This window comes from Algibacter sp. R77976, from assembly GCF_044594645.1.
Taxonomy (GTDB): domain Bacteria; phylum Bacteroidota; class Bacteroidia; order Flavobacteriales; family Flavobacteriaceae; genus Algibacter_B.
This window is the reverse complement of record NZ_CP138989.1, coordinates 1831657-1856439: the sequence shown is the minus strand read 5'-3', so window position 1 is coordinate 1856439 and position 24783 is coordinate 1831657. Positions and strand designations below refer to the sequence as shown.

Here is a 24783-nt window from a genome sequence, read left to right as displayed (position 1 = left end):
ACCCTCGCACGCAGTCACACAACTATTCTTCCACAAAAACGTTAAACCATTCAGGACAAATATTATGAAAAGAATTTTAACACTTTTATTAATCATCCCTTTGTTATCAATGACGATTGAAAATGACAAAGCTAAATTCATAGGAAAATGGATTGGAGAAGATGAAAAAGAAATTGGTTATTCCAATTTTGATTCTGAAGGCTACGCATACTTTGAAGTACAAGGTCAAATTATGGGCGGAAAAGAATTTGTTCGAAAAGGAAAAAAAGGAAATATGACTTATGAAATTAATAGTAAAACAAATCCTATACAAGTGAACTTAGTGGTTACTATGTTGGAACCTAAAGAACAAAAGAAATTACTCTGTATTGCTAATTTTATTGATCATGACACCATGGAATTCGCTATAAGTTTTGACGAAAATCGACCAACAGAATTTGACTCAGAAAACTCATTAATATTCAAGCGTGAAAAACAAAAAAACGAATGAAAAAAATTTTACTACTATCACTAATTGGAATTTTAGCAACTTCCTGTTATTCTGTTTATCAAGTAATTCCGAAAACTTATAATTATACTGAAAGCATAAGCTACACTATTGACAAAATTGAAGAAGGAAAAACTGTTGCCACGGGAAACGGGCATTGGAGTGCTAGTCGCGGAAACAAGTTTGTTTTCGTCTTCTTAACACTTAAAAATAATCTGGATGAAAAACAGGAATTGAATTTTGACAACTTTAACTTATTGAACCCAAGAACAAAAACAAAACACAAAGCTGAATGGGCAATGGTCACAGGCCCAATAAATATGTGGGGGAAAATTGATTCTTATATTCGAAAAGGTGACGAAAAAAAAAGAAAGTTAGTTTTTATTTATCCAGACGAGGATAAAGCCAAAATTTTAATGGTAAATGACGAAATAATTGAAATTGCATATAACAAGTAACAGTTGCCAACTCAGTAGATAAAAAAAATGACTAGTTTTGGCGAAACGAATGTTAGTTGCACGATTGCTTGCATCTGATTTTTCATGGGAAAATCCCCGAACACAAACATTTTTTTAAACGCAAAAACTTATAATGCATCAATTTAGAGAGTACATAGAAACCATGGCTCATGTTAATGAAAAAGACTGGCAAATTTTTTCATCACATTTACAGAAAAGAGAGTTTTCAAAAAAGAGTACGTTACTAAGTATTGGCGAAATAGAAAATAGTATTTCTTTTATTGAGCAAGGTGAGGTGCGATTGTTTATTCCAAAAGAAAACCCTGAGAAGGAAATAACTTTAGGGTTTTGCTTTACAGGTGAATTTATAAGTGCTTATGATTCTTTTTTAACTCAAACGCCATCACCTTACCAGCTTGAAGCTTTATCTAAAACAACCCTTTGGAGCATTACATATAATGAATTGCAAGAGGTTTATAAAACAACCCAAATAGGAAATACAATTGGTCGTTTTATCTCTGAAAAGCTCTTTTTAATAAAATCGAAAAGAGAACAATCGTTATTAAACGAAACACCAGAACAACGTTATCTTAATCTATTTAAAGACCGCCCAAACCTAATAAAACAAATTCCATTAAAATACATTGCTTCTTACATTGGTGTAACACCACAAGCATTAAGTAGAATTAGAAAACGAATTTCTTAACTTAGATTCATTGTATAAATAATACATCCTTCCTTAAATTTGCTAATTAAATTTATAAGCAAATGGAAGTTATTTACTTATTCTTGATTTTATGGTATGGCGGTTTGTTTTTTCAAACGTTTTTCCTTCATAGATATGCTGCACACCAGTCGTTTACAATGTCTAAAACTGCTGAAAAAATCACTTATGTTTTAACCTGGTTGTTTCAAGGTTCAAACTATTTAAGTGCTTATGGCTATGGCGTAATGCATAGAATGCACCATGCATATGCCGACACAGAACAAGATCCACACTCGCCTAAATATGATGAAAATGTATTTTCAATGATGTGGAGAACAAAATCTATTTATCAAAATATAAATACCAAAAAGATAGCTGTAGACGATAAATTCACTAAAAATGTACCACAATGGTATGCTTTTGACAAAATAGCTAGCTCCAGAATTTCAAGAATAATTTGGTCCGTTTTATATATACTATTCTTTATAAAATTCGCAACTACATGGTGGTTGTGGCTTTTGCTACCAATTATAATATTAATGGCACCAATACATGGTGTAATTATAAATTGGTACGCGCATATTTACGGTTATGTTAACTTTAAAGTAAAAGACACTTCTAAAAACTTACTACCTTTTGATTTTTTAATGATGGGTGAAGCTTACCATAACAACCATCATAAACATGGTAGCCGAGCAAATTTTGGTGTAAAATGGCATGAAATTGACCCAACTTACCTGATAATGAAATTGCTTAATACATTGAATGTTATTAAGATAAAACAATAGCATAAGTATTTAATAGCGGCTATACATAACAATAAAAACTATTTGGAAGGGAATAAAAATTCCATCAGAATTCTATCTCCTACGTATTTGTTTGCTAAATTAGTTACTTTAAAACTTTAGTTAGCAATTTCACCAACTAAAAACTCAATATATGGGCACCGTTTGGATAGTATTAATAGCGCTTTTAATTTTTACAATAGTGACATTTCTATATTGGAAATTAACTAGAAATTATGCCGAAAAAGCATACGGTAAAAAGATGTGGAACCAATGGGGAACCAGAACTTTTTATTGGCAAGGCGCTTTATTAATTGGTGGTGGCGTTACTGTTTTAATAGTTCTTCTTTTAAAATCGGCACACGTCCTAACGTTTTAGAATTCTTAATAGTTGATTTTCTTTTTTTTCAAGGAAATGAAATTAGAATCTTACTCTAGCCACCCTTTAAAATCTTTTACCCGTTCGCGGGCTACAATAACGTCTTGCTCGTTATAAGAATTAAGTTTTATTTGCAAACGCGAGTTGGTATAGCTTACCATATCTTTTATGGCGTTTATATTTACAAAGAATTTACGGTTTATACGGAAAAACGTTTGAGGCTCTAACTCATCTTCTAAGTGTTCTAGTGTGGTATCTAAAAGATAGTTTCTGCCGGAAGTGGTGTGTAAATAGGTGCCTTTATTTTCGCTGTAAAAACACTCTATCTCATCTATATTTATAAGTTTTAGGTGCTGCCCTACTTTTACCGAGAAGCGTTTTTTATACTCACGATCTAGCGGATTTACCAATAACTTTTTAATATCGTTAAAATCTAGTGTTACGGCTTGTTTTTGTGGTGCTCGTGCTTTGTATTTGTTTACTGCGGTTTCTAAATCGTCGTCGTCTATAGGTTTTAGTAAATAATCGATACTGTTTAGTTTGAAGGCTTGAAGTGCATACTCATCATAAGCTGTTGTGAAAATAATAGCTGATTGGATATCGATAGTTTCAAAAATCTCGAAGGATAGGCCATCGCTTAATTGAATGTCTAAGAATATTAAATCTGGATGTTCGTTATTTTGAAACCAATTAATAGATTCTTCTACGGAATGCAGCATGGTTTCTGCCTGTAAATCTAAGTTTTGAAGCATGCGTTGTAAACGTCTTGCTGATGGTTTTTCGTCTTCGATGATGATTACTTTCATTGATTCTTATTTTTAATTTCTTGATAAAAGAACATTGATTTGTTATTTAGTTACTAACTCGCGTTAGGGATAGTAGTGGATAGCCCACAGCCCGACGTAGGAGGTGCGAGGACTTGCAACCTTTCGACTAAGCTCAAGACAGGCTTCAAGCCCGACCCATTTGGGTAACGCCCAACTTATCGATACATTTCGAAATAAAACCGAGACCCTCGAAGTGACATTTTAATTCCATTTTGTTTTGTCGTTATCCATGTATTCTTTAATTTTTCTTTCTTCCCATGCTTTGTTAAAAAGGAGGTTTTTCCCGAACACACCAATGGCATGAAAGCCTAAACCAATACCCCAAAAAATGGGCGTAGACAAGGTACCAAAATGCCATATATCACCACCATTTGAAATAATCATGGTTACAATAAAAATATTTACTACTACATACCAGAAGGCATGCCAGTAAAAGCCTTTAAGCTCTTTTACACGCTTTTTTGCGCGTACATAGGCTTGCTCTTTTTGGTATGCTTTGTCTTGGTAGGGCTCTAGTTTATTTGCTTCCATAGTTTTTATGTTTTAATCCCACTTGTTTTCTTCTTTACGCATTAATTCTTCTATTTTTCTGTCTTCCCAATCGCTACCAAAAGTCCCTTTATGAACAAAAACCCAAAAGCCATGAATGGCAACGCCAATGCCCCAACCTATAGCTGAAAACCAAAACCATTTATAATCCCAATAGGTTTTGTAATTTATAAAAATGGTAAATGGTGTAAATAGAATGTATGCAACTAAGTGTTGGTAAAACCCTTTTATGTTTTCTATATGTTTTCTTGCTCTTTCGTATTTTTTATCGGTCTCTGAATCTGGTAATCTTTCCATAATATTAAATTTTAGCTCCAGTTATTTTTATCATTATTCATAAACTCTTCCATTTTGCGCTTTTCCCAGTTTCTACCAAAAGCACCGTTATTTACAAATACCCTAAACGCTTGAATTGTTATACCTATTCCCCAACCAAACATTGGAAACCAAAACCATTGGAAATCCCATGAGGTTTTGTAATTGATAAATATTAAAAGCGGGATGACTAAACAGTAAGACATTAAGCTATAATAAAAGCCTTTAAGCTCGTCTACATGGTTTAGTGCCCTCATATAACTATCGTCTAGTTTTGATGCTGTTTGTTCTGTTCTCATAATTGATGTTTTTTTAGTTAGCATTGGTAAAGCAACCAAAAAACGGCTTGTTTCTTTACTTATGCTTACTGTTTTATTAGTTAATAGCCCGTAGCGCTGTTTAATATTACTTAAGCCTACACCTGTGCTCTTTTTAACTATTTGTTTGGTTTGCAAATTATTCTCTACTACCAAGCTGCCTAGATCTTCGTAAATTCTAATATGTAGAGGTTTACTTGAGGTTACCGTGTTATGTTTCACCGCATTTTCGAGTAGTAATTGTAATGATAATGGGACTACTTTACTTTCTGGGTTTGATGCTTTTTCGGGCATGGTGAAAACAATACTATCTTCAAAACGCATTTTAAGCAAAGACATATAGGTTTTTGCAAATCGAAGCTCCTCATCTACAGTAACTAATTCTTTGTTTTTCTGCTCTAAAACATAACGATATACTTTAGATAATGATGTGGTGAATTTTTGCGCATTTTCTGGATTCTCCTCTATTAAACTGGTTAATACATTTAAGCTATTAAACAGAAAATGTGGATCTATTTGGTTTTTTAAAGCATCGAACTTGGCGCTTGCTGTTCCTGCAATTACTTTTTGTTCTTTTATTCGGTTTTGCTGATATCTGTTATAAAAATAGACAACATGAAAAATAATAACAATTGTTAAAGTAATCCATAACCCAAATTGATAATATTGAAATTTCTCGTTGGATAGAAAATCTGAAAAACTCATATTTTTATAAACCATGGCTGTTGAAGCCCTTAGCACAAACAACCCTATTAAGGTTATAATAGTTGCTCCAAGAGCACCAATAACAACACGTTTAACGGTATCTTTCTTTTTCCAATTACGCGTTTCCATGTAATCGAAAAAATACATATTGGAATAGCCTAGCACAAAAGAATACAGCTGATAAAAACCAAAATTGACCAAAAACCCATTAACACCTTTAAAATTAAAACCACCAGACAAGAGGTTGCCAATTACAAAAATGACACATCCAATAATGAAAGTAATGATGATATTTTTAGTCGACTTTATCATGTTTATTTTTCTAATTATTTTTTACTTAGCGCAAGATTCTAATAACATTACTGCACGATCTTTACCCCAACTTGGGTAAAATGGTGTTTCCGCTTTAAAGTTAGCAAAAAGTTCTATAGAGCGTTCTAAATCTTTACAAAATGGTGTGGTGTCTTGTCCAAAATATTTGGCTCCGCCCATATCCCATTCTGCCCTACAATATACTACTCTTGGGTTTTCTGGCGCAAGTAAATTTGCTTTTGTGTAAAGCTCGATGACTTTTCCTGATAATGTCATGCCATAGGTTGCACCATCATAAGCCACCCAAGCGGTGTGCAATAAGGCTTGTAAAACCATTATTTCTGGGTTGTTTTTTGAAATGGCAGTTGCATCGTTAATTAAGTCTTGTGCTTTTTTAAGTTTTGCTGATAACACATCTTCATCTCTTTCCCCAAAACTATATAGAATATTAACTTGTGCTGCATAATACGGCGGCAGCCAATTATCTGGTTCTGCTTTCGCAATACGCTCAAAAAGATTTGCTGCTTCGGTTGGCTGGTTGTTACCCCAAAGTTCGAAGGCTTTTTCCATACCTTTTTCATAATTGGTTTGAGCACTTACAAACCCTGTTATTAATACTGTTGCAATGATAATTAGCTTTTTCATGTGTTTATATTTATTGTTTTTCGATGGTTATATGTAACTTCTCTAGAATCATTTCCTTGAGTATATTAAAGTGTAATATGTTGTGTGATTGATTCATTATTAATTTGAAATTTTGCGTCTTTCCATTTTGGTGGACCCATAAACCCTGTAGCGTTGTTTGAACATCCGTAATCTTCGGTTGGAATGCCAAAAAGTGTCGTTTCCATTTTATTATTATCATTCTCGTCATGAAACATAGAGATTGCATAAGTACCGTTTGGCACAGCCTTAAAAGTTACCTCACAACTGTTGTTTTCTATTTTAGAGAATGTAGCTTTAAACCCCTTACTTAAAAAAGTATCTTCAGAATTATAAAGTGCTACGTAAGCTTTTCCTTGGTTATTATCAAAGTTTGATATCACTACAGTAATATCGCTTACAGGTTTATCTTGAGCCTGAATTGAAAATGTTAAAAGTGAAAGACAAATAATAGTAAATAGATTTTTTATTCCTTGATACTTATTGTTGTTTCTCTGTTCGTTATTTTTATTTGAAAAGTTCATAATGGTTTGTTTTTAATTACAGTTCAAATATCCAACAGAAGGTCTGTTTTTTAAAAAGCATCTTACCGAACTGTTATTTTTTGTAGCTGAAATGTTTTATTGGCTTTAACAAACAAAAAAAGCAGCCTGAATACAATCAGACTGCTTTTATATTATTTACTAAACTTGCTTAATTAGCCATCTTCATATTTAAAGAAGATAGGCACAGCATAAGCTACTTTTACGGGTTTACCGCGTTGTTTACCAGGTTTCATTTGCGGCAATTTACCTATAATACGTTCTGCCTCATCTTGCAATAATTTATCCGGTCCTCTAGATTTTATTCCTGTAATATGTCCTGTTTTATCAATAACAAAAATTACAGATACACGGCCTTGAATTCCTAAATCTAAAGCTGTTTGCGGATATGTAAAATTATTAGCTACATGTTTTTGCACCATTTTCTGAAAACAATCTTTTGTAGCTTGTCTAGACAGGCCTTCGCATCCCGGATATACAGGCACGTCTTCAATAATAGCAAAAGCGACTTGAACATCTTCTTCAACTTCTTCTACTTGGACATCAGACACTTCTATAATACGCTCTTCTATAGCTTCATTTTGATCTGTTTCTGTACTTTCTATTACAGTTTCTTCAATCTCTACTTCATCATCTACAATTTCAACCGATTCGCTAACTACCGCAGGAGGTGGTGGCGGCGGTGGTGGCGGTGTATTAATACTAACAATTGGAATTTCTTCTTCAAATTCACTTTCCATCTCTACTAAATCAATAGTTATTTCGTCTTTATCATATGTTCTATACTCTAAAGCTTGCCAAGATAAAAATAACATCACGTTTAGTCCAATAGCAAAATAAATACTGCTATTCCGTCCTACTTCTACTTTTGGATTTTTTTTAGCTTTCATAATATTTAGTTTTAACCGATGACTACATCATCTTAATTTCTCTATTCTAAAATTACCAAATAACTAGAAAAACAACAATGATATTTATCATATCCAAAACACATCCTTTATTTTAAATACATCGTTGTTAAACACGCATTAACACTACGTTTAAAGCGATTCTTGGTTTTTTTTACAAAAAAAAGGCTAATGTGACATTTGTCATTTTTCAAAATAAAAACCCATCGTATATTTGCGATTAACTTATGAAAAGAAGTTTAGAACCTATAGTATACAAAGAACATACTGAAGCCTTAGCGAGATTTGCCAAAGCTTTAGGTCATCCAACTCGTATTGCCATTTTAAAGCATCTCGAAAATCAGTCGTGCTGTTTTACAGGAGATTTGGTAGATGTATTTCCATTGGCTCAATCAACAATTTCTCAACACCTTAAGGAACTAAAAAACGCTGGTCTTATTCAGGGCGAATTAAAACCACCAAAAATAAAATACTGTATAAATCAAGAAAACTGGAAGATTGCTAAATCTTTATTTCAGGATTTTTTTGATTGAAAATAATTAATAATTATGCCGCATGAGCGGATAACAAATACCATAATAATGAGAAAAACAATTAAAGTATTAGGAACAGGATGCCCAAAATGTCAAACACTAACAAAATTAGTAACCGATGTGGTTTCAGAAAACAACATAGAAGCCACTATTGAAAAAGTTCAAGACATTATGGAAATCACCAAGTTTAATGTCATGACAACACCAGCATTAGTAATTGATGATGTTGTTGCTATAAAAGGCAGAATCCCATCTAAAAAAGAAGTTCTGGAGCTTTTAAACTAATTAAATGTAAATGTTTGATTGGATACAACATATTGCAGATTGGCTGGTTTATGATGTTTTAAATTTAAAAAAAGGCGCGCATTTAGCAGAAGCACTAAACTTCTTTATTTATGATACCACAAAGATTTTAATTCTTCTTTTTGTGGTCATATTTTTTATGGGAATAGTGAATAGTTACTTTCCTATAGATAAGGTTAAAAACTACCTATCTAGAAATAAATTATACGGCTTAGAATACCTAACGGCAAGTCTTTTTGGTGTTGTAACACCTTTCTGTTCGTGTTCCTCAGTCCCTTTATTTATAGGTTTTGTAAGAGGCGGTATACCTTTAGGAGTCACCTTTGCATTTTTAATTACTTCGCCTTTAGTGAACGAAGTTGCCATTGGCCTATTTATAGGGTTATTTGGAGTTAAAACAACCATTATATATATTATTAGTGGTGTTTTATTAGGCACTATTTCGGGCGTTATACTTCAAAAATTAAAACTAGAACGCTATTTAACACCTTGGGTGAAAGACGTTTTGGCAAATGCTCAAAAAGAACAAGATGCCTTTATTGCAGACAAACAAACCTTAAAACAAAGACTTCCTATAATTTGGGATGAAGTGCTAAAAATACTTAAAGGTATTATTCCTTATGTTTTGATAGGAATTGCTATTGGCGGACTAATGCATGGTTATATACCAGAAGGTTTTTTTGAAAAATATATGGACAAAGACAATCTTTTTGCTGTGCCTATTGCCACTATTTTGGCTGTACCCATGTACTCTAACGCTTCAGGAATACTACCTGTTGTACAGGTGTTAGTTGCAAAAGGAATTCCATTAGGTACCGCAATTGCTTTTATGATGGGCGTTGTTGGCTTGTCGTTACCAGAAGCCATGCTTTTAAAGAAAGTGATGACCTTAAAACTAATTGCTATCTTTTTTGGTGTTGTTACACTTTGTATCATCATATCTGGATATGTATTCAACATGATATTATAAATAAAAATAAAATCGAAGATTCACGAAAACAAAAAGCTTAAAACCATGAGTAAAACCATTAAATTTTTAGCCCTATTAACAATCAGTTTATTCCTAACAGCTTGTAACAACCAAACTAAAAGCAACGATCAAGTTTTAGATAAAACCATTTCAAAAATTGAGGTTTTAGACTTCCACTCTACACACCGATGTATGACGTGTAATGCTATTGAAGCCAATACAAAATACACATTAGACACCTTTTTCTCTGATGAATTAAAAGCTGAAAAAATCACATTTCAAGTTATTAATGTAGATGAAGAAGCAAACGAAAAACTAGCTGAAAAATTTGAAGCTTCGGGAACTGCCTTAATATTGAACGTGATAAAAAATGGAAAAGAAACTAAAATTGATTTAACCGAATTTGCTTTTATGGAAGGAAACGACCAAGAAATCTTTTCTAAAACATTAAAATCTAAAATAGACACGCAATTAAAGACGCTCTAAATGGATTTTTTACAATCGCTTTTAGAGCATTACAACATTCCTATTTTATCTGCATTTGTACTTGGACTAATGACGGCCATTAGCCCTTGCCCATTAGCAACCAACATCACAGCAACGGCTTATATTTCTAAAAACATTTCGAGCAAACGGAACGTTTTTTTAAGCGGCTTACTTTATTCTTTAGGACGAGGCTTTAGCTACACAGCTATTGGGCTCATACTCTATTTTGGAGCCAGTAAGTTCCATATAGCACGGTTTTTTAATCAGAATGGTGAAAAATATTTAGGCCCTTTATTAATCATTATTGGTTTGATTATGCTAAACATTATCAAACTCAATTTTTTAGGAAAGTCGGGGTTTCAAGAAAGACTCTCCGAAAAATTTAAAGACAAAGGCCTACTTGGTGCTTTTTTAATAGGTGTTGTTTTTGCCTTAGCATTTTGCCCGTATAGCGGCGCCTTATTTTTTGGGATACTAATCCCCATGACTATTACATCTGGAGATGGTCTTTATTTACCCATAATTTTTGCATTCGGCACCGGATTACCTGTTATTCTTTTTACGTATTTATTAGCTTTTACAGCCGAAAAAGTAGGCGTGTTTTATAAAAGCATTACAAAAATTGAAAAACTAATGCGAACCGTTGCTGGTGTGGTTTTTATCATAACAGGGTTGTATTATGTTTCTATTTTTATTGGAATATTATAAGTAATAACTTGACTTTGTAAAAAAAAATCGGCTAAATTCGTTTAACTTTTGATATAAAACTTTAAGACGTTTCATATCAACGCATCATTGGGCATCATTAAATAACGATATGAATCAAAAACACCTTTTAATAGTTTTCACCCTTTTCATAAACATCTCAATTTTTGGTCAAAATGGAAAAATTGTTGAAAATCAAATTGTTCAAAGTAAAGTTTTGAACAGAGGAGTTAAATACAACATTTATTTACCTCCCAATTATGATACTAAAAAAACATATCCAACAATCTATTTCTTACATGGGTTTGGAGGAAATAATAATAGTCTCCGCACTAAAGGTATTTTCAAACAAATTGATTCATTAATTGTAAAAGAACTGTTTCCAAAAACAATTATAATTACTCCTAACGGTGGCAAATCTTGGTATATAGATGACTATGCTGGTAAGGAGAAATTCGCAACAATGTTTATTTCAGAATTTATTCCTGAAATGAAAAAAAGGTACGCATTAACAAAATCTTCACAAAAAACAATTGTTATGGGATTGTCAATGGGAGGGTTTGGAGCATTACGATTTACCATGTTAAACCCTGAAGAGTTTGGAATTTGTGTAAGTTTTATGGGCGCAATAAGCACAAAAAAACAAATGATTGAAGATTTAGAGAAATATTACCTACGTTTTCATGCACATTTGTACGGAGAAAATCTAACACCAAAAGAAAGAACAAATGAAGTTTACTTCAACAACAACGCTCTTTATATTGCAGAAAAGATAGATGTGGGAATTTTGAAAAGAAAAAAGTGGTTTATCCAAACTTGCGATGACGATTTCCACTCACTTCCTAATTCTGAATTGCATATATTATTTCACCAGAAGAAAATTGAACATGAATTTAGGGTTACAAATGGAAAGCATAACAAAACATGTGTTGATAATTCGATGTTAGATGCGTTAGAATTCATAAAAACCAATTTAATAGAAGAAAAACAATAAAATAAAAACGAATACCCAAAACCATATGCAAACACGTTAAACGAACCTTATCTACAAATTATCCAATTGGTTACTCTTCTTATCCTCACTAATAGTCCAAAAGAAACCTACAAAAAAGAACTGATCGGTTGCTGGCTGTAAAGCTCTCCTATTAAAATTGCCATTTACATCGGGTGAATTCGCATATTGGTATCCATTTACGTTTTTAAACCCAAGTACATTATTTACAGACGCATAAAGTATTTTTTGCGGACTAATTAAATATGCCCAATTTAAACTCATACTATTAAAAGATTTAGTTTTTTCATTTAAAAAACCAACTTCATTAGGGTTTGTATATGTTCTTCCAGAAGCATAAGCATAACTCATACCTACTTGGCTTCTCCATTTATCAATCCAATATTTTCCAACTAAAGATAAATTATGTGTGTTCGCAAAGTTTGGTTTCGCTTTAGTTAAGTAGTTTTGATAATCGCGCTCAGTATCTAAAAAGGAATAACTTAACCAATAATCGAAATTTTTAATGGTTTTACTATCTCTCCAAAACAAATCGAAACCTCTTGCAAAACCGTTTCCGTTGCTGTTATAGTTTGAGTCGAAACTTGTAAAATCGGTGTCATATTTAACCAAATTATTATAGGTTTTATAATAGGCTTCGGCTCTAAATATTTTTCTATCGGCATTGTATTGATAGTTAAAAATATAGTGCGATGTGTTTTCTGCTTTTAAGTCTTGATTAAATTTTAAAATATTACTTGATGGGTTTTGGTAAAAATTACCGTATGCTAAAGACACTTGGCTTTTATCGGTTGTTTTATAAGCTAAAGACATTCTTGGCGCTATGGTAAAATCTTTAAACAATTGGCTATACTCGCCACGCAACCCTGTTTTAAACGCTAATTTTTCAGATATAAAAATATCTGCTTCGGCATACGCTGCCGCAATGTTATTATTGTAACCGTAATTAACTTTATCGATAGTTTCATCTTGATACGTTTCATCAAAATGGGTTGCAAAATACTCGGCACCAAAATAGAGTTTAAAGCGGTTGCTAATTCTGTTTTTAAACTTTAGCTTGGTGTGTAACGAGTTTTCGGCGTTATTAATATGGCTTTCTATAATATTTAAGTTGTTTTTAGCGTGTGTATAACTAAGTCCACTAAAAAAAGACCAAGTATCGTTTAAAGTGCCTTGATACGAACCGTTTAAATAAAAGTTATTATTGTTTAATTTGAAATATGCACCTTCTGGATTGTTTATATCTTCTTGAGTTAATTCAAAATTTGTTGCATCAAAAGCACCGTACAGTTTAAATAAACCCGAATTGGTTTTCTTTCTAAAAACGGCTTCACCAGATGCGGTTTCAAAAGGTTTAATCCAATCATTTCTATTTTTAAAAATGGCATTATAAGGCGCCAAATTAATATAAGATGCATTAACACTTAATGAACTTTTATCCCATTTTTGAGTATTACCAAGAGTTGCACCTAAACTCATAATACCAATATCGGTTTTTTCTTGGTCTGGCTCATCAATCGTATTTAAAAGTAACACACTTGATAAGGCTTGTCCAAATTCTGCCGAATAACCACCTGTAGAAAAGGTAATGCCATCAAACAAAAATGGCGAATAGCGTCCTCGAGTTGGTGCATTATTGGTTGTTGGCGAATACGGCGTAAACACACGAATACCATCAATAAAAATCTGCGTTTCATTAGCATCGCCACCACGTACAAATAACCGACCATCTTCGGCAACCGTTGTTGTTCCTGGTAAAGTTTGCAACGCACCAACAAAATCGCCTAAAGCACTTGCGGTTGTTACCACGTCTAAGGGTTTTAAAGCATTTACTTTACTGTTATCGCCTGCCGAAAAGGTTCCTGCAGATAGTACAACGGCATCTAACGTGCTAACATCGTCCTTAAGTTTAACGGTTATATCTTTCATAAAAGATATATCGCCAACCATAGTAAATGGCTCGTAAGACAAAAAAGATACTACTAAAGTTTGTGTTCCTGTTTCTGATGTTTTAAATGAAAATGCTCCATCTTCTCCAGAAGTACTGCCATCATAAGTGCCTTCTAAATAAATATTAGCACCTTCAATAGGTTCTTGTTTTGAGTTAAAAACTTTTCCGCTGATAATGGATTGTGCTGATAATTGAAAACTTATTAAAGTGATAATTATAATGGTTAATTTTTTCATGATGGATTAATTTTACTGTTCGTTTTTTGATTGATGAGGTCCTGAAACAAGTTCAGCACGCAGCAAAAATGCATCAGAACAACCGTAACTAAAACTCTTAATTACCCAACTGTAAAATTCACATGATGAATTGAAATTATATCTTTTCTAAATTTATTTTCATATCTATGTAACAATTTTAAAAATGAAGCTACTTATAGAGTAACTAAACCACACCGTTGAATAAAGAGCTAGAACATAGTTTTGTAGAATTGCTAGAAAAGCATCAAAATATTGTGCACAAAGTTTGTCGTTTGTACACCAATAATTATGATGCACATAATGATTTGTTTCAAGAAATCACTATACAACTCTGGCGCGCCTATCCTAAATTTCGAGGCGATGCAAAATTCAGTACTTGGATGTATCGCGTAGGATTAAATACGGCGATTACGCTGTACAGAAAATCGAAACGTACCATAAAAACGCAAGATTATGCGGGTGTAGAGTTTAAAATAAAAGCAGAAGATTATGACGATACCGAAGAAGAACAACTAAAAGTGCTTTACAAAGCCGTACACCAACTAAACGATATAGAAAAAGCGTTAGTTTTTTTGTATTTGGAAGACAAAGACTATAGAGAAATAAGCGAAACATTGGGAATAAGCGAAGTGAATGCCCGGGTGAAGATGAACAGGATAAAAAACAAACTTAGAACCATACTAAATCCGTAACATTATGGATGAATTAGATTTACTAAAAAAAGACTGGAAAAAGGATAACGATGCGTATCCTAAGGTTTCCTATAACGATATTTATAAGATGATTTTAAAGAAATCGTCTTCCATAGTAAAATGGATTTTCATTATCAGTTTACTAGAATTTGCCTTTTGGGTTATACTTTCTTTTGCCTTAAAAGGCACGGCCTATTCCGACAAAATGGACGAACTAGATATTAACCATATCCTAATTCCCATAGCCGTTATTAGCTATGTTGTATTAATCTATTTTTTCTATTTATTTTATAAAAACTATAAAAGTATTTCTGCCACAGATAATTCCAAAGCACTCATGGAAAGTATCTTAAAAACACGTCGCACCGTAAAATATTACGTTATATTCAACCTAGCGTCATTAACAATTGGAGCGCTTTTAGGTGCATTTTATGCCTTTAATCACGACCCTAATTTTTCTAGCCAACTACAAGCTGCATCAGCCAATGGCGAAGTCTTTAAATTTTACGCTGTCATTTTTATGGTAACCATTTTAATACTTGCCTTAGCAGTTGGTGTATTACTCCTATTCTATTGGTTAATTTACGGCATCCTATTAAAGCGTTTAAATAGAAATTATAAAGAGCTTAAAAAGTTAGAAGTTTAAAATATTTGGGCGTTTCTTTTTGCTCATACCTACAAGGTTTTAAATACCAAATCAAGTTTGGTACTGCGCCTTGCGGGATCACAAAAAGTTGTGCTTTCACTACTCTCCCGATTATTATCGGGATGAAACAGACCGTTTAATCCCTGCCTGCCGACATACAGGTTTTTCAGCTTTTCCTTCTTGAAAGTAAGCTTTGTCTAATTTTTCTATAAACCTTTATCATTGTAATTTCAAGATAAAAAGGGTTCTACTCTACTTTTATAAGTTCAACTTCTCCATCATCTAATTTTGATATGATTTTTACAACTTGGTTTTTATCATTCTTTACTAGTGTCGATGTTCCTTCTTCATCATACAACTCAGAATTACTTTTGTAATAGAGAAAAATAGTATTATTACTGTTTACAAATGTTAGCTCTAAGCTGTGTTTACCTGCTATTATTGTACAAGGTTCATCAAGCGGCCTGACTTCACCTGTAAGCGTTGTGAATTTTACCATTTTGTAGTTACCTATAATAGCCTCTAGATCTTGTGGTGTTGGTTCTATTAAATGATTAGGTATAAAATCTGGTAGCGTTTTTGGGTAACCTGTTAGTTCTGCAATAGTTCTATAAACGCTACTTGCGTTTTGATTAAAACTATAGATATGCATACCTAAATTATCAGATGCGTTTCTATAAATATCTAGGTCATTTTTATATAATGAATCATTTAAAAAAAAGTGTATCGCATCATCGCTAATATTTTGGTCTATATTGTAATACCAAGGCTTTGAAGCTGCAAGCTTATCTATTAAACGATCGGTAACTTTATCTATCCTGATGTCGAATTTATCTATTTCGTACTTATTGTAGATGTAAATTTCATTTAGAGGTGTAATTAATTCTTGATACATCTCTGGTATATTATCTAAATTATCGGTTAATTTTTTATAACCATTGTTATGAATTTTAAGGTGAAAAGCGTTCATAGCAACATATATGAATTCATAATTATTAGCACTTAAATAATTTTCTCGTGTTAATTTGTTGTCTAAAGCCAATTGTATTATCGAGTCTCTTTTATTATAGTAAGTAAACAACTCTTTAGATCTAACTATATCTTCTTCTATATCTTTTTGTATCTCTTTTAAAATTGTTGTTATCTTGTTTTCGTTTTTACGTTTTTCATTCCAGTTATTAATTTGCAATGCAATTAAAATACCAATAACCACGAGCACAATTTCACCAATAGCATATTTAAAATACTTACTGGTTTTACTTTTCTCAATAAGGTCGTATCTAATCTTTCTAAAGAATTTTATCATGGGTTAGCGGTTTTTGGTAATGAAGCAAAATGAAATGATATAAGTCTGTTTTTTAATGACTTATACAAGACCTTAACGAATTTAGTAATTATTTCTGACGAATTCAAATAGTAATTGGCGTCAGACTATAGAAACCCCAAATGCATCCACTTCTATAACATCGCCAGCATCCATAGCATTTACATAAATAGCTCCTACTCTAACCCGAACTAATCGCAACGTTGGAAACCCAACTACCGAAGTCATTTTTCTAACCTGTCTAAACTTCCCTTCATTTAACGTTATAGACACCCAGCTTGTTGGCCCGTGTCTATCATCTCTAATCTTTTTTGCACGCTTGGGTAAATCTGGAATCGATTTTAATTTAAAAGCTTGACAAGGCTTCGTTTTATATAGTTCACCTTCAACAGTTATATTAACTCCCGTTTTTAGTTGCTCAATAGCTTCGTTGGTAATCACGCCATCAACTTGGGCATAATATTCCTTATCTACTTTTTGGCTATTTATATGCGCACTTGTTTTACCATCTGTTGTAAGCAATAACAAACCCTCTGAAGCTTCATCTAGCCTACCTATAGCCATAATACCTTCAGGAAAATCATGTAAACTGCCTAAAAACTTTTTTGATTGTTGTTTGGAGTCGTTACTCGCAAACTGACTTAAATACCCAAAAGGCTTAAAGATTATAAAGTGCCTATGTGTGGTTTTATCTGCAATCATATTTACTTTTTAATACTCTGAAACACCTCCATAAATAATATGATTTCTCGCTTCGACCGAAATCACAAAAAGTAGATTAGATACTTCCTTTTAAAATACGATGCACGAGTTGTTTGGTTGGTGTTTGTCCGTTTATTTTTTCTCTTACTGCATCAAAGGTTATTTTAAAATCGCAACCAGATTTATAAGCACTACAGCCATAAGCCGTTTTACCTTTTATAACCGTTCCTTTTTTACATTTAGGGCAAACTAATTCATCTGGCTTTGCTTTAGCTTTAGTTTGCTTAGCTTCTAATTTAAGTTTAAAATTCTCATCAAAACGAAGTAAACCTTCAACAGTTCCTGCATCCGTTTTAAATCCTTTTAAATTAACAGTCGATCCTTTTGTAAGCAACCTTATAAATTGTTTTTCAGATATCTTTTTTCCAGCAAAATTAAACGGCATAACAAAGTTACAACCCGTTTTATATTGGCTGCATCCATACCCAGATTTACCTTTAATAATTTGCCCTTGTTTACATTTAGGGCAAATTTCAGCAGTAATGCCTGCACCTTTTTTAGCTTCAACTTTAGCAGCTCGTTTTTTTACTGTTGTAGCATAAGATATATTGGCACGCTTGGTTTCACTTCGTACTTCGTAAACCAAGGCATCAACCATGCGCTTCATATTTTTTATAAAGGCACCAGCACTAAACTCGCCTTTTTCAATATCTTTCAATTGCTTTTCCCAGGAGCCCGTTAATTCAACAGATTTTAATAAATCATTTTTAATAGTATCAATTAACTGAATACCTGTTACGGTTGGTAATACTTGCTTTTTATTTCGCTTTATATACTTCCTACTAAAAAGCGTTTCAATAATATTGGCACGGGTAGATGGGCGTCCAATGCCATTTTCTTTCATTAAATCTCTTAACTCATCATCATCAACCTGTTTTCCTGCAGTTTCCATAGCACGTAATAAAGTGGCTTCTGTAAACTGGTTTGGTGGTTTGGTTTCCTTTTCTAAAAACGATGGTTCGTGCGAGCCTTTTTCGCCTTTTTCGAATGTTGGTAAAATACCAGATTCTTTTTGTTTTTTATCTGGGCTTTCAAAAACGACACGCCAGCCTTTTTCTAAAATTTCTTTTCCTGTTGTTTTAAAAACCACTTTTGCAGCATCACCTAATACTGTGGTGTTTGAAACTATACAATCATCATAAAACACCGCAATAAAACGCTTTACAATAATATCGTAAACCTGTTGTTGATTGTATTGCAAATTAGTTTGCATACCTGTTGGTATGATAGCATGATGATCGGTTACTTTTTTATCGTTAAAAACTCGAATAGATTTCTTTATTTTTTTTCCTAAAAGCGGCTGTGTTAACTTGGCGTAACTCGTTAATTTTTGAAGGATTCCTGATACTTTTGGATATACATCATTTGGTAAAAAGGTGGTATCAACTCTTGGGTATGTAACCACTTTACGCTCATACAAACCTTGTACTATTTTTAAAGTATCATCTGCCGAAAACCCAAATTTTGTATTACAATACACTTGCAACCCTGTTAAATCGAAAAGTTTTGGTGCGTATTCTTTCCCTTTCTTTTTAGTAATCGATTGTATTTCAAAATCACTTTCTTTAACTTTTGCAGCTAAAGCTTCTCCATCTTCTTTTTTAAGAAAGCGTCCATCTTCATAACTAAATAACGTATCTCTATATAGCGTTTGTAATTCCCAATACGGTTGGGGTTTAAAATTTTCTATTTCCTTAAAACGATTAACAACCATAGCCAATGTTGGTGTTTGCACACGACCAACCGACAACACTTGTTTATAACCACCGTGTTTTACAGTATATAACCTTGTTGCATTTATACCTAATAGCCAATCGCCTATAGATCTTGAAAACCCAGCGTAGTATAAATTATCGTAATCTGCTGATGGTTTTAAATTTTGAAAGCCTTCTTTTATAGCTTCTGTAGTAAGAGAAGAAATCCAGAGGCGTTTTACTTCGCCTTTATAATTGGCTTCATTCATCACCCAACGCTGTATAAGCTCTCCTTCTTGCCCAGCATCCCCGCAGTTTATAACAAGTTCTGCTTTATCAAATAAACTTTTTACAATATTAAACTGCTTTTTAATTCCAGAATTTGAAGACACTTTAGTTTCAAACTTTTCTGGAAGCATCGGTAAATTATTTAAATCCCAACTTTTCCAATACGGTTTATAATCAACAGGTTCTTTTAATGTACATAAATGCCCGAAAGTATAAGTTACCGCATAACCGTTACCTTCATAATAGCCATCACGTTTTGTATTGGCTCCTAAAACAGCAGCAATTTCGCGGGCAACACTTGGTTTTTCTGCAATACAGACTTTCATTTACATCTCTTAAAATAGTAATGCAAAATAGATATTTTAAGAAGAGTTTAAAAAGGGAGTTGTTAGGAGTTATTAACGAGTTTCTTTGTTTTATCATAAAAATAAATGCATTTCACCGGATATTTTAATCTTTTTATCTATATTTGTTGTAAGAATTAATGATAGCTTCATCTCTCAAATGAATAAATTTTTATGCTTCGTAATAGTACTTTGTGCTATAAATTATTACAGTTATTCTCAAGTTGGTATTGGCACTACGACCCCAGATCCTTCGTCAATTTTAGATATTGAATCCACGACACAAGGTTTTTTACCCCCTAGAATGACCACAACACAAAGAGATAATATTGCATCTCCAGTAGAAGGCTTATTTATTTACAATTTAGACGACAACTGTTTTCAATTTCATAATGGTACTGCATGGTCTGGCTGTTTAGGGGAAACTCCAAAAAATGCTTTAGACTGTAGTTCTGTAACATCAAATGGCGCATACGCAGTTGGCACTCCATTAAACGCAACTAATACCTTAACAATAAATGTTGCTGTAAATGTAATAGAAGCTTACACAATAAGCACAAATACAGTTAACGGCTATAGTTTTTCTGGTTCTGGCGTTTTTAGTGGTATTGGATTAAATACCATAACCCTATCAGGAACAGGCACCCCTATTCTGGAACAAACAGACACATTTACAATTACTTTTATTGGAAAAGGAGACACATGTAATACAAACATAACTGTATCCTCTATTTTACCAAATTGTCTAGCATATTTAAACGCAGGATCTACTACTGATGGTGTATATACAATTGACCCGGATGGTGCTGGACCTAACCCTGCTTACGACTGCTATTGCGACATGACCAATGATGGTGGTGGTTGGACACTTGTATTTAATCATAATACAGCTGGCGGTTTTTGGGCTAATGATGCAGAGGCTAATGAATTCAATATTGCTACACCAAACATTACAACTAACAAGTATTCCATTTTAAGCAAATTAGACGAAATAAAAACCAATGCTCCTTATGAATTTAGGCTACACTATCCTGAAGTAGGAGTTACAAACCATTGGAGCCAAACTTTTGACCCTAGAAGTGGAGCTTCCGGAATAAGACCAGTAGCTGGTTATATTGCCATAAATATTGATTCCACCAGTAATTTTTGGGGAGGTTTAGAAAATTCTGGTCCACAAACCTATTTGGATGGTTCAGTTAATAGTGGTAATTGGTGGTATTCTATAGGTAGTGTAAACAATTATAGCGGTGGAGTTCCAGGTCCCGGATCAGTAGTCACCATCACTCAGCTATTTGTTAGATAACTTATTCTGTTTTCCATTTTCGCAAATTGTCTAACTCTGCTTGGGCTTTTAATTCTGCTTTAGAAATCACCTTTAAAAAAGAAGGATGTTGCTCTATGGCATATTCTATCCTTTTTACAATATCATCTGTCGATTCGTTATCGTAATCAATGTCTAGCGGTGCCTTTATCTCTATAGATTGAAGTATATTTTTCTTCTTAATGCGTAAACCTTTTTTATCAAAAGAACGACGAAAACCATCAATAACAATAGGTACTACAATGGGTTTGTAGCGCTTAATAATGTGTGCTGTGCCTTTTCTAATTGGCTTAAAAGGCGTGGTTGTACCCTGTGGAAATGTAATAACCCAACCATCATCTAATGCCTTACCAATACTTGAAATATCACTCATTTTAACCTGTCTGTTTACATCTTTACCTTCAGATCTCCATGTACGTTCTATACTAATCGAACCCATATAAGCTAAAATTTTAGGTAGCAAACCTGCTTTCATGGTTTCTTTAGCCGCAACGTAATAAATATTTAATTTTGGATTCCAGATGTATCCTATATTTTTAATAGAATCTGTACGGCCACTTAAACTCGCATTAAAAACATGAAACATAGCCACTACATCTGCAAAATATGTTTGGTGGTTTGATATAAAAAGAACGTTAGTATCAGGTAAATCTTTAATGATTTCAGAGCCTTCTATCTGCAATTCATTAAATCCTCTAAAACGCCTATGAGTAAGCGCTCCAAAGAGTCTAATAAGCCACTTTTTTAAAATTAGAATGTGTCCGAATGGATTTCTTTTAAACAATCCCATAAATCACGCGTCAAAATTGGTTAGGTTACAAATGTAATAAAACTAGAGTTGTTTCAGCAAGTCTTTAATTTCACTTAACATCATTGCGGTTGCTCCCCAAACCACATAATCATTCAATTTAAATGCAGGCACCTCAACTTCAACACTATAAGATGTTTTTACTTTTTTTGTTATTAGTGCTTTTTTATCTAAAAAATGTTTTAACTCTACCTCTATTAGTGCTTCAACCTCATCATCTTGCTTAATAAATTGAGGTGTTTCTTGAGTAAGCCCTATAAATGGTTGTACATAAAAATTACTTGGCGGAATATAAACTTGAGATATTTTTTTAACGATTTGAATGGTATGCATGGGCACGCCAACTTCTTCAAAAGTTTCTCTTAAAGCGGTATCTTGTAATGAAGAATCTTGATCTTCTAACTTCCCGCCTGGAAAAGCCACTTGCGCAGAATGCACCCCTTTGTATGTATTTCTTAATATTAATACAAACTTAGTTTCTTGGTATTCATCTGGGTAAAACAACGCCAAAACCCCAGCCTGCTTTGCATGTTTAATGGCTTTCTCTTGCTTTTTTAATAACTCTTGACGAAACGGCGGCACCATTTTAAAGTGAGATGTTTCGGCTGGTAGCTGTATATTTTCTATTTTTGAAACTGATTTTAAAAAATTTTCAAATTTCATAATTATGCGCGCCGTATTGTTTTTTTGTTTTTTTCTTTTACTTCTGAATTGTGAAGATAAACAAACTAAAAAGAAAACTACACCAAAAACTGAAGTTGAAAAACCTGTAAAAAAAGAAGTTTTTGTAGATTCAATTCAAGAACCTGAGCGTGAATTCCCTAAGTTAAATTCTAAAAGCGCCATGGAGTTTTTTTTAGAATACGACAAACACCACAAAGAAAACAAAGTACGCATAACAACAGATTTTGGCGAGATTGATATTTTGCTTTATAACGACACTAAGTTTCACCGTTCTAATTTTATTTGGTTAACTAAACAAGGCTATTTTAACGGCACTCAATTTTATCGGGTTATTGATAATTTTATGGTACAAGCAGGAAATAGTGATGATAAAGAGACCGCTAGAAAACGAGCACACATAGGCAAATACTTATTACCACCAGATACCAAACGCGGTTATAAGCATGATCGTGGTGTGATTTCTATGCCTAGTAGCGAAATTAGAAACCCCCATAAATTGGCTTCACCTTTTGAGTTTTTTATTGTTTGCCAAAAAGGCGGCTCACATTTTTTAGATGGCGATTACACCATTTTTGGGCATGTAACAAGAGGTATGAGTGTTATCGATAAAATCTCTAAAGTAGAAACTGATGATGGCGATTGGCCAGACAAGAATATTTTTATCCGCAATGTAGAGATTCTTGATTGAGACTAGTTAATACTTTCTTTTGAATATATAGTTGGAAGGGCTATTTTAAACTTAACAGCAAGTAATCTTACAACAATAACCACGATTCCTGCAATAACAAATACATAGTTATAATCTATTGGAAATTCTCTTAAAAGAAAATAGGTAACACCTCCCAAAATACAAGCAGTAGCATAAATTTCTTTTCTAAAAATAACAGGGATTTCATTACAAAGAATATCTCGAATTACGCCTCCAAAACTGGCAGTAATGGTTCCTAATGCAATACAAATTATAGGATGTAATTCTGCATTTAAGCCTTTCTCTATACCAACAAGCGTATAAAGTCCAATTCCAATAGTATCAAACAAAAACAAAGAGGTTCTTAAGTAATTAATTTTCCTTCTAAAAAGTATGGCAAATATAGCTGCCCCTAGAACAACGTAGGTATAAGTTATGTCTTTCATCCAACTTACAGGTGTGCTACCAATAAGTAAATCGCGCAAAGTACCACCGCCAACAGCAGTAACAAAAGCGATTATTAATATTCCAAACAAATCCATCTTTTTGTTTATTGCTATTAAAACTCCCGATATAGCAAAAGCGATGGTTCCTAAAATATCTATGGTGTAAAACATTACATGTCCTGTGTATAAAAATTATAATCTTTTAAAATAACATCTATGAACTCCATATCATTGCTTTGTTTTACTGTTTTTATACCTGCAACCTCAATGATTTTTTGTCTTAGTTTAATTAATGTCTGATAATCTTTTGAAGCTCTAGCGACATTAAACGTTTCTTTTATAATTCGTGCATCGTTATCAGATAGTTTAATAACATTTGGATATGTTGGCTTATAATTTTCTTTTAAGTTTTCGAGAATGGTGTGATTAATATTCACATTATCTTTTAAACCTATAACTGCAGTTCCTGCAGCCATATCTCCAAGACGTTGCGATTTTTTATTAAATAACATGATAAAAAAACCAAGACCTAAAATATAAACATCTACAATTCTGAAAAACCAACGCACCACATAATCTGAAAATGAAGCTTGATAGCCATCTATTTTTACAACTCGAATTTTTAAAGCACGTTTACCAATAGTTTGACCTTGTAAAATAGACTCTAATACCAAAGTATAAAACATAACAGGGAAGCTAAGCACCGTATTTATAGCTATTTGCGACCATTGATCCATGTTATCGAAAGCTCCAAAAGTCCAATTTAAAACCAACATGTAGCCTATTTTAATGGCCATATCTATTATAAATGCCAATAATCGCTCTCCTGCTCCTGCAGCATTAAACGTTATTTTTACATTTTGAGTCGTGTTAATTTGTAACTCTGACATTTTATATTTTAATTTATCAAATATAA

Annotated in this window: 30 protein-coding genes; 15 read left to right on the top strand and 15 right to left on the bottom strand. The window is 33.0% G+C overall.

The features are described from left to right. Nucleotides 1-64: 64 nt before the first annotated feature. The 5 genes from SJY43_RS08150 to SJY43_RS08130 all read left to right on the top strand — a co-directional run bounded on the left by SJY43_RS08150 (nucleotide 65) and on the right by SJY43_RS08130 (nucleotide 2815). A complete protein-coding gene (locus SJY43_RS08150; RefSeq protein ID WP_396603336.1) occupies nucleotides 65-490 on the top strand; it encodes a hypothetical protein in 426 nt (141 codons plus the stop codon). After that, on the top strand, nucleotides 487-945 hold the full coding sequence (locus tag SJY43_RS08145; RefSeq protein ID WP_396603335.1) for a DUF4352 domain-containing protein: 459 nt from the start codon (nucleotides 487-489) through the stop codon (nucleotides 943-945). Before SJY43_RS08150 ends, SJY43_RS08145 begins: the two co-directional genes overlap by 4 nt. A 133-nt stretch (nucleotides 946-1078) precedes the next feature. Then, on the top strand, nucleotides 1079-1651 hold the full coding sequence (locus SJY43_RS08140; protein ID WP_396603334.1) for a Crp/Fnr family transcriptional regulator: 573 nt from the start codon (nucleotides 1079-1081) through the stop codon (nucleotides 1649-1651). Between the two features lie 62 nt (nucleotides 1652-1713). Then, complete coding sequence (locus tag SJY43_RS08135) at nucleotides 1714-2439, top strand: acyl-CoA desaturase (RefSeq protein WP_396603333.1); 726 nt, start codon at nucleotides 1714-1716, stop codon at nucleotides 2437-2439. Nucleotides 2440-2590: 151 nt separating this feature from the next. Then, complete coding sequence (locus tag SJY43_RS08130; protein ID WP_396603332.1) at nucleotides 2591-2815, top strand: hypothetical protein; 225 nt, start codon at nucleotides 2591-2593, stop codon at nucleotides 2813-2815. Nucleotides 2816-2865: 50 nt separating this feature from the next. On the opposite strand, the gene SJY43_RS08125 is transcribed toward SJY43_RS08130, so the two are convergent. From SJY43_RS08125 to SJY43_RS08095, 7 genes are all read right to left on the bottom strand, one after another. Continuing rightward, on the bottom strand, nucleotides 2866-3621 hold the full coding sequence (locus tag SJY43_RS08125; protein WP_396603331.1) for a LytR/AlgR family response regulator transcription factor: 756 nt from the start codon (nucleotides 3619-3621) through the stop codon (nucleotides 2866-2868). A gap of 222 nt (nucleotides 3622-3843) precedes the next feature. Further along, nucleotides 3844-4173, bottom strand: a complete 330-nt coding sequence (locus tag SJY43_RS08120) for a 2TM domain-containing protein (RefSeq protein ID WP_396603330.1) — start codon at nucleotides 4171-4173, stop codon at nucleotides 3844-3846. Between the two features lie 12 nt (nucleotides 4174-4185). After that, nucleotides 4186-4488 carry a 2TM domain-containing protein gene (locus tag SJY43_RS08115; RefSeq protein WP_396603329.1) on the bottom strand — a complete coding sequence of 101 codons (303 nt, stop codon included), beginning with the start codon at nucleotides 4486-4488 and terminating at the stop codon, nucleotides 4186-4188. A gap of 11 nt (nucleotides 4489-4499) precedes the next feature. Further along, the gene (locus SJY43_RS08110) at nucleotides 4500-5840 is read right to left on the bottom strand and encodes a histidine kinase (RefSeq protein WP_396603328.1); all 1341 of its coding nucleotides are present in this window, start codon (nucleotides 5838-5840) and stop codon (nucleotides 4500-4502) included. A 21-nt stretch (nucleotides 5841-5861) separates the two neighbouring features. Further along, complete coding sequence (locus SJY43_RS08105) at nucleotides 5862-6485, bottom strand: tetratricopeptide repeat protein (RefSeq protein WP_396603327.1); 624 nt, start codon at nucleotides 6483-6485, stop codon at nucleotides 5862-5864. A gap of 65 nt (nucleotides 6486-6550) precedes the next feature. Further along, nucleotides 6551-7027, bottom strand: a complete 477-nt coding sequence (locus SJY43_RS08100) for a DUF2141 domain-containing protein (protein WP_396603326.1) — start codon at nucleotides 7025-7027, stop codon at nucleotides 6551-6553. A 173-nt stretch (nucleotides 7028-7200) separates the two neighbouring features. Beyond that, the gene (locus SJY43_RS08095) at nucleotides 7201-7935 is read right to left on the bottom strand and encodes an energy transducer TonB (RefSeq protein WP_396603325.1); all 735 of its coding nucleotides are present in this window, start codon (nucleotides 7933-7935) and stop codon (nucleotides 7201-7203) included. Between the two features lie 245 nt (nucleotides 7936-8180). On the opposite strand from SJY43_RS08095, the gene SJY43_RS08090 reads away from it, so the two are divergent. From SJY43_RS08090 to SJY43_RS08065, 6 genes are all read left to right on the top strand, one after another. Continuing rightward, on the top strand, nucleotides 8181-8486 hold the full coding sequence (locus tag SJY43_RS08090) for an ArsR/SmtB family transcription factor (RefSeq protein WP_396603324.1): 306 nt from the start codon (nucleotides 8181-8183) through the stop codon (nucleotides 8484-8486). 48 nt (nucleotides 8487-8534) lie between these two features. Beyond that, on the top strand, nucleotides 8535-8771 hold the full coding sequence (locus SJY43_RS08085) for a thioredoxin family protein (RefSeq protein ID WP_396603323.1): 237 nt from the start codon (nucleotides 8535-8537) through the stop codon (nucleotides 8769-8771). Between the two features lie 10 nt (nucleotides 8772-8781). Next, nucleotides 8782-9759 carry a permease gene (locus SJY43_RS08080; protein ID WP_396603322.1) on the top strand — a complete coding sequence of 326 codons (978 nt, stop codon included), beginning with the start codon at nucleotides 8782-8784 and terminating at the stop codon, nucleotides 9757-9759. 45 nt (nucleotides 9760-9804) lie between these two features. Next, a complete protein-coding gene (locus SJY43_RS08075; RefSeq protein WP_396603321.1) occupies nucleotides 9805-10245 on the top strand; it encodes a nitrophenyl compound nitroreductase subunit ArsF family protein in 441 nt (146 codons plus the stop codon). After that, nucleotides 10246-10953, top strand: coding sequence for an aromatic aminobenezylarsenical efflux permease ArsG family transporter (locus SJY43_RS08070; RefSeq protein ID WP_396603320.1), 708 nt, complete (start codon nucleotides 10246-10248; stop codon nucleotides 10951-10953). A gap of 109 nt (nucleotides 10954-11062) precedes the next feature. Beyond that, complete coding sequence (locus SJY43_RS08065) at nucleotides 11063-11944, top strand: alpha/beta hydrolase (RefSeq protein WP_396603319.1); 882 nt, start codon at nucleotides 11063-11065, stop codon at nucleotides 11942-11944. 51 nt (nucleotides 11945-11995) lie between these two features. Here SJY43_RS08065 and SJY43_RS08060 read toward each other — a convergent pair whose 3' ends face one another. Next, nucleotides 11996-14149, bottom strand: a complete 2154-nt coding sequence (locus SJY43_RS08060) for a TonB-dependent receptor domain-containing protein (protein ID WP_396603318.1) — start codon at nucleotides 14147-14149, stop codon at nucleotides 11996-11998. A 218-nt stretch (nucleotides 14150-14367) separates the two neighbouring features. Here SJY43_RS08060 and SJY43_RS08055 point away from each other — a divergent pair, with 218 nt between their 5' ends. Both SJY43_RS08055 and SJY43_RS08050 read left to right on the top strand, forming a co-directional pair. Continuing rightward, nucleotides 14368-14862: an RNA polymerase sigma factor gene (locus SJY43_RS08055; protein WP_396603317.1), complete on the top strand. Its 495-nt coding sequence runs from the start codon at nucleotides 14368-14370 to the stop codon at nucleotides 14860-14862. A gap of 4 nt (nucleotides 14863-14866) precedes the next feature. Beyond that, nucleotides 14867-15508 (top strand): hypothetical protein, encoded by a 642-nt coding sequence (locus SJY43_RS08050; RefSeq protein WP_396603316.1) that lies wholly within the window; start codon nucleotides 14867-14869, stop codon nucleotides 15506-15508. A 247-nt stretch (nucleotides 15509-15755) separates the two neighbouring features. On the opposite strand, the gene SJY43_RS08045 is transcribed toward SJY43_RS08050, so the two are convergent. The 3 genes from SJY43_RS08045 to SJY43_RS08035 all read right to left on the bottom strand — a co-directional run bounded on the left by SJY43_RS08045 (nucleotide 15756) and on the right by SJY43_RS08035 (nucleotide 19902). Beyond that, nucleotides 15756-16814 carry a DUF6090 family protein gene (locus SJY43_RS08045; protein WP_396603315.1) on the bottom strand — a complete coding sequence of 353 codons (1059 nt, stop codon included), beginning with the start codon at nucleotides 16812-16814 and terminating at the stop codon, nucleotides 15756-15758. A gap of 120 nt (nucleotides 16815-16934) precedes the next feature. After that, entirely contained in the window at nucleotides 16935-17534 is a 600-nt protein-coding gene (locus tag SJY43_RS08040) for a pseudouridine synthase (protein WP_396603314.1), read from the bottom strand. A gap of 76 nt (nucleotides 17535-17610) precedes the next feature. Next, nucleotides 17611-19902 carry a DNA topoisomerase 3 gene (locus tag SJY43_RS08035; RefSeq protein ID WP_396603313.1) on the bottom strand — a complete coding sequence of 764 codons (2292 nt, stop codon included), beginning with the start codon at nucleotides 19900-19902 and terminating at the stop codon, nucleotides 17611-17613. A 178-nt stretch (nucleotides 19903-20080) separates the two neighbouring features. On the opposite strand from SJY43_RS08035, the gene SJY43_RS08030 reads away from it, so the two are divergent. After that, the gene (locus SJY43_RS08030; RefSeq protein ID WP_396603312.1) at nucleotides 20081-21223 is read left to right on the top strand and encodes a fibrinogen-like YCDxxxxGGGW domain-containing protein; all 1143 of its coding nucleotides are present in this window, start codon (nucleotides 20081-20083) and stop codon (nucleotides 21221-21223) included. Nucleotide 21224: 1 nt separating this feature from the next. Here SJY43_RS08030 and SJY43_RS08025 read toward each other — a convergent pair whose 3' ends face one another. After that, on the bottom strand, nucleotides 21225-22031 hold the full coding sequence (locus tag SJY43_RS08025; protein ID WP_396603311.1) for a lysophospholipid acyltransferase family protein: 807 nt from the start codon (nucleotides 22029-22031) through the stop codon (nucleotides 21225-21227). A gap of 42 nt (nucleotides 22032-22073) precedes the next feature. After that, nucleotides 22074-22712 (bottom strand): NUDIX hydrolase, encoded by a 639-nt coding sequence (locus SJY43_RS08020; RefSeq protein WP_396603310.1) that lies wholly within the window; start codon nucleotides 22710-22712, stop codon nucleotides 22074-22076. Between the two features lie 4 nt (nucleotides 22713-22716). Here SJY43_RS08020 and SJY43_RS08015 point away from each other — a divergent pair, with 4 nt between their 5' ends. Next, nucleotides 22717-23421: a peptidylprolyl isomerase gene (locus tag SJY43_RS08015; RefSeq protein ID WP_396603309.1), complete on the top strand. Its 705-nt coding sequence runs from the start codon at nucleotides 22717-22719 to the stop codon at nucleotides 23419-23421. Nucleotides 23422-23423: 2 nt separating this feature from the next. On the opposite strand, the gene SJY43_RS08010 is transcribed toward SJY43_RS08015, so the two are convergent. Beyond that, nucleotides 23424-24038, bottom strand: coding sequence for a trimeric intracellular cation channel family protein (locus SJY43_RS08010; RefSeq protein ID WP_396603308.1), 615 nt, complete (start codon nucleotides 24036-24038; stop codon nucleotides 23424-23426). After that, nucleotides 24038-24757, bottom strand: coding sequence for an RDD family protein (locus SJY43_RS08005; RefSeq protein ID WP_396603307.1), 720 nt, complete (start codon nucleotides 24755-24757; stop codon nucleotides 24038-24040). The genes SJY43_RS08010 and SJY43_RS08005 overlap by 1 nt, the downstream gene beginning before the upstream one ends. Nucleotides 24758-24783 lie beyond the last annotated feature (26 nt).

What these genes read in the sequence shown, in the direction of transcription:
- SJY43_RS08150 (WP_396603336.1), top strand. Translation starts at nt 65, where the DNA reads ATGAAAAGAATTTTAACACTTTTATTAATCATCCCTTTGTTATCAATG.
- SJY43_RS08145 (WP_396603335.1), top strand. Translation starts at nt 487, where the DNA reads ATGAAAAAAATTTTACTACTATCACTAATTGGAATTTTAGCAACTTCC.
- SJY43_RS08140 (WP_396603334.1), top strand. Translation starts at nt 1,079, where the DNA reads ATGCATCAATTTAGAGAGTACATAGAAACCATGGCTCATGTTAATGAA.
- SJY43_RS08135 (WP_396603333.1), top strand. Translation starts at nt 1,714, where the DNA reads ATGGAAGTTATTTACTTATTCTTGATTTTATGGTATGGCGGTTTGTTT.
- SJY43_RS08130 (WP_396603332.1), top strand. Translation starts at nt 2,591, where the DNA reads ATGGGCACCGTTTGGATAGTATTAATAGCGCTTTTAATTTTTACAATA.
- SJY43_RS08125 (WP_396603331.1), bottom strand. Translation starts at nt 3,621, where the DNA reads ATGAAAGTAATCATCATCGAAGACGAAAAACCATCAGCAAGACGTTTA.
- SJY43_RS08120 (WP_396603330.1), bottom strand. Translation starts at nt 4,173, where the DNA reads ATGGAAGCAAATAAACTAGAGCCCTACCAAGACAAAGCATACCAAAAA.
- SJY43_RS08115 (WP_396603329.1), bottom strand. Translation starts at nt 4,488, where the DNA reads ATGGAAAGATTACCAGATTCAGAGACCGATAAAAAATACGAAAGAGCA.
- SJY43_RS08110 (WP_396603328.1), bottom strand. Translation starts at nt 5,840, where the DNA reads ATGATAAAGTCGACTAAAAATATCATCATTACTTTCATTATTGGATGT.
- SJY43_RS08105 (WP_396603327.1), bottom strand. Translation starts at nt 6,485, where the DNA reads ATGAAAAAGCTAATTATCATTGCAACAGTATTAATAACAGGGTTTGTA.
- SJY43_RS08100 (WP_396603326.1), bottom strand. Translation starts at nt 7,027, where the DNA reads ATGAACTTTTCAAATAAAAATAACGAACAGAGAAACAACAATAAGTAT.
- SJY43_RS08095 (WP_396603325.1), bottom strand. Translation starts at nt 7,935, where the DNA reads ATGAAAGCTAAAAAAAATCCAAAAGTAGAAGTAGGACGGAATAGCAGT.
- SJY43_RS08090 (WP_396603324.1), top strand. Translation starts at nt 8,181, where the DNA reads ATGAAAAGAAGTTTAGAACCTATAGTATACAAAGAACATACTGAAGCC.
- SJY43_RS08085 (WP_396603323.1), top strand. Translation starts at nt 8,535, where the DNA reads ATGAGAAAAACAATTAAAGTATTAGGAACAGGATGCCCAAAATGTCAA.
- SJY43_RS08080 (WP_396603322.1), top strand. Translation starts at nt 8,782, where the DNA reads ATGTTTGATTGGATACAACATATTGCAGATTGGCTGGTTTATGATGTT.
- SJY43_RS08075 (WP_396603321.1), top strand. Translation starts at nt 9,805, where the DNA reads ATGAGTAAAACCATTAAATTTTTAGCCCTATTAACAATCAGTTTATTC.
- SJY43_RS08070 (WP_396603320.1), top strand. Translation starts at nt 10,246, where the DNA reads ATGGATTTTTTACAATCGCTTTTAGAGCATTACAACATTCCTATTTTA.
- SJY43_RS08065 (WP_396603319.1), top strand. Translation starts at nt 11,063, where the DNA reads ATGAATCAAAAACACCTTTTAATAGTTTTCACCCTTTTCATAAACATC.
- SJY43_RS08060 (WP_396603318.1), bottom strand. Translation starts at nt 14,149, where the DNA reads ATGAAAAAATTAACCATTATAATTATCACTTTAATAAGTTTTCAATTA.
- SJY43_RS08050 (WP_396603316.1), top strand. Translation starts at nt 14,867, where the DNA reads ATGGATGAATTAGATTTACTAAAAAAAGACTGGAAAAAGGATAACGAT.
- SJY43_RS08045 (WP_396603315.1), bottom strand. Translation starts at nt 16,814, where the DNA reads ATGATAAAATTCTTTAGAAAGATTAGATACGACCTTATTGAGAAAAGT.
- SJY43_RS08040 (WP_396603314.1), bottom strand. Translation starts at nt 17,534, where the DNA reads ATGATTGCAGATAAAACCACACATAGGCACTTTATAATCTTTAAGCCT.
- SJY43_RS08035 (WP_396603313.1), bottom strand. Translation starts at nt 19,902, where the DNA reads ATGAAAGTCTGTATTGCAGAAAAACCAAGTGTTGCCCGCGAAATTGCT.
- SJY43_RS08030 (WP_396603312.1), top strand. Translation starts at nt 20,081, where the DNA reads ATGAATAAATTTTTATGCTTCGTAATAGTACTTTGTGCTATAAATTAT.
- SJY43_RS08025 (WP_396603311.1), bottom strand. Translation starts at nt 22,031, where the DNA reads ATGGGATTGTTTAAAAGAAATCCATTCGGACACATTCTAATTTTAAAA.
- SJY43_RS08020 (WP_396603310.1), bottom strand. Translation starts at nt 22,712, where the DNA reads ATGAAATTTGAAAATTTTTTAAAATCAGTTTCAAAAATAGAAAATATA.
- SJY43_RS08015 (WP_396603309.1), top strand. Translation starts at nt 22,717, where the DNA reads ATGCGCGCCGTATTGTTTTTTTGTTTTTTTCTTTTACTTCTGAATTGT.
- SJY43_RS08010 (WP_396603308.1), bottom strand. Translation starts at nt 24,038, where the DNA reads ATGTTTTACACCATAGATATTTTAGGAACCATCGCTTTTGCTATATCG.
- SJY43_RS08005 (WP_396603307.1), bottom strand. Translation starts at nt 24,757, where the DNA reads ATGTCAGAGTTACAAATTAACACGACTCAAAATGTAAAAATAACGTTT.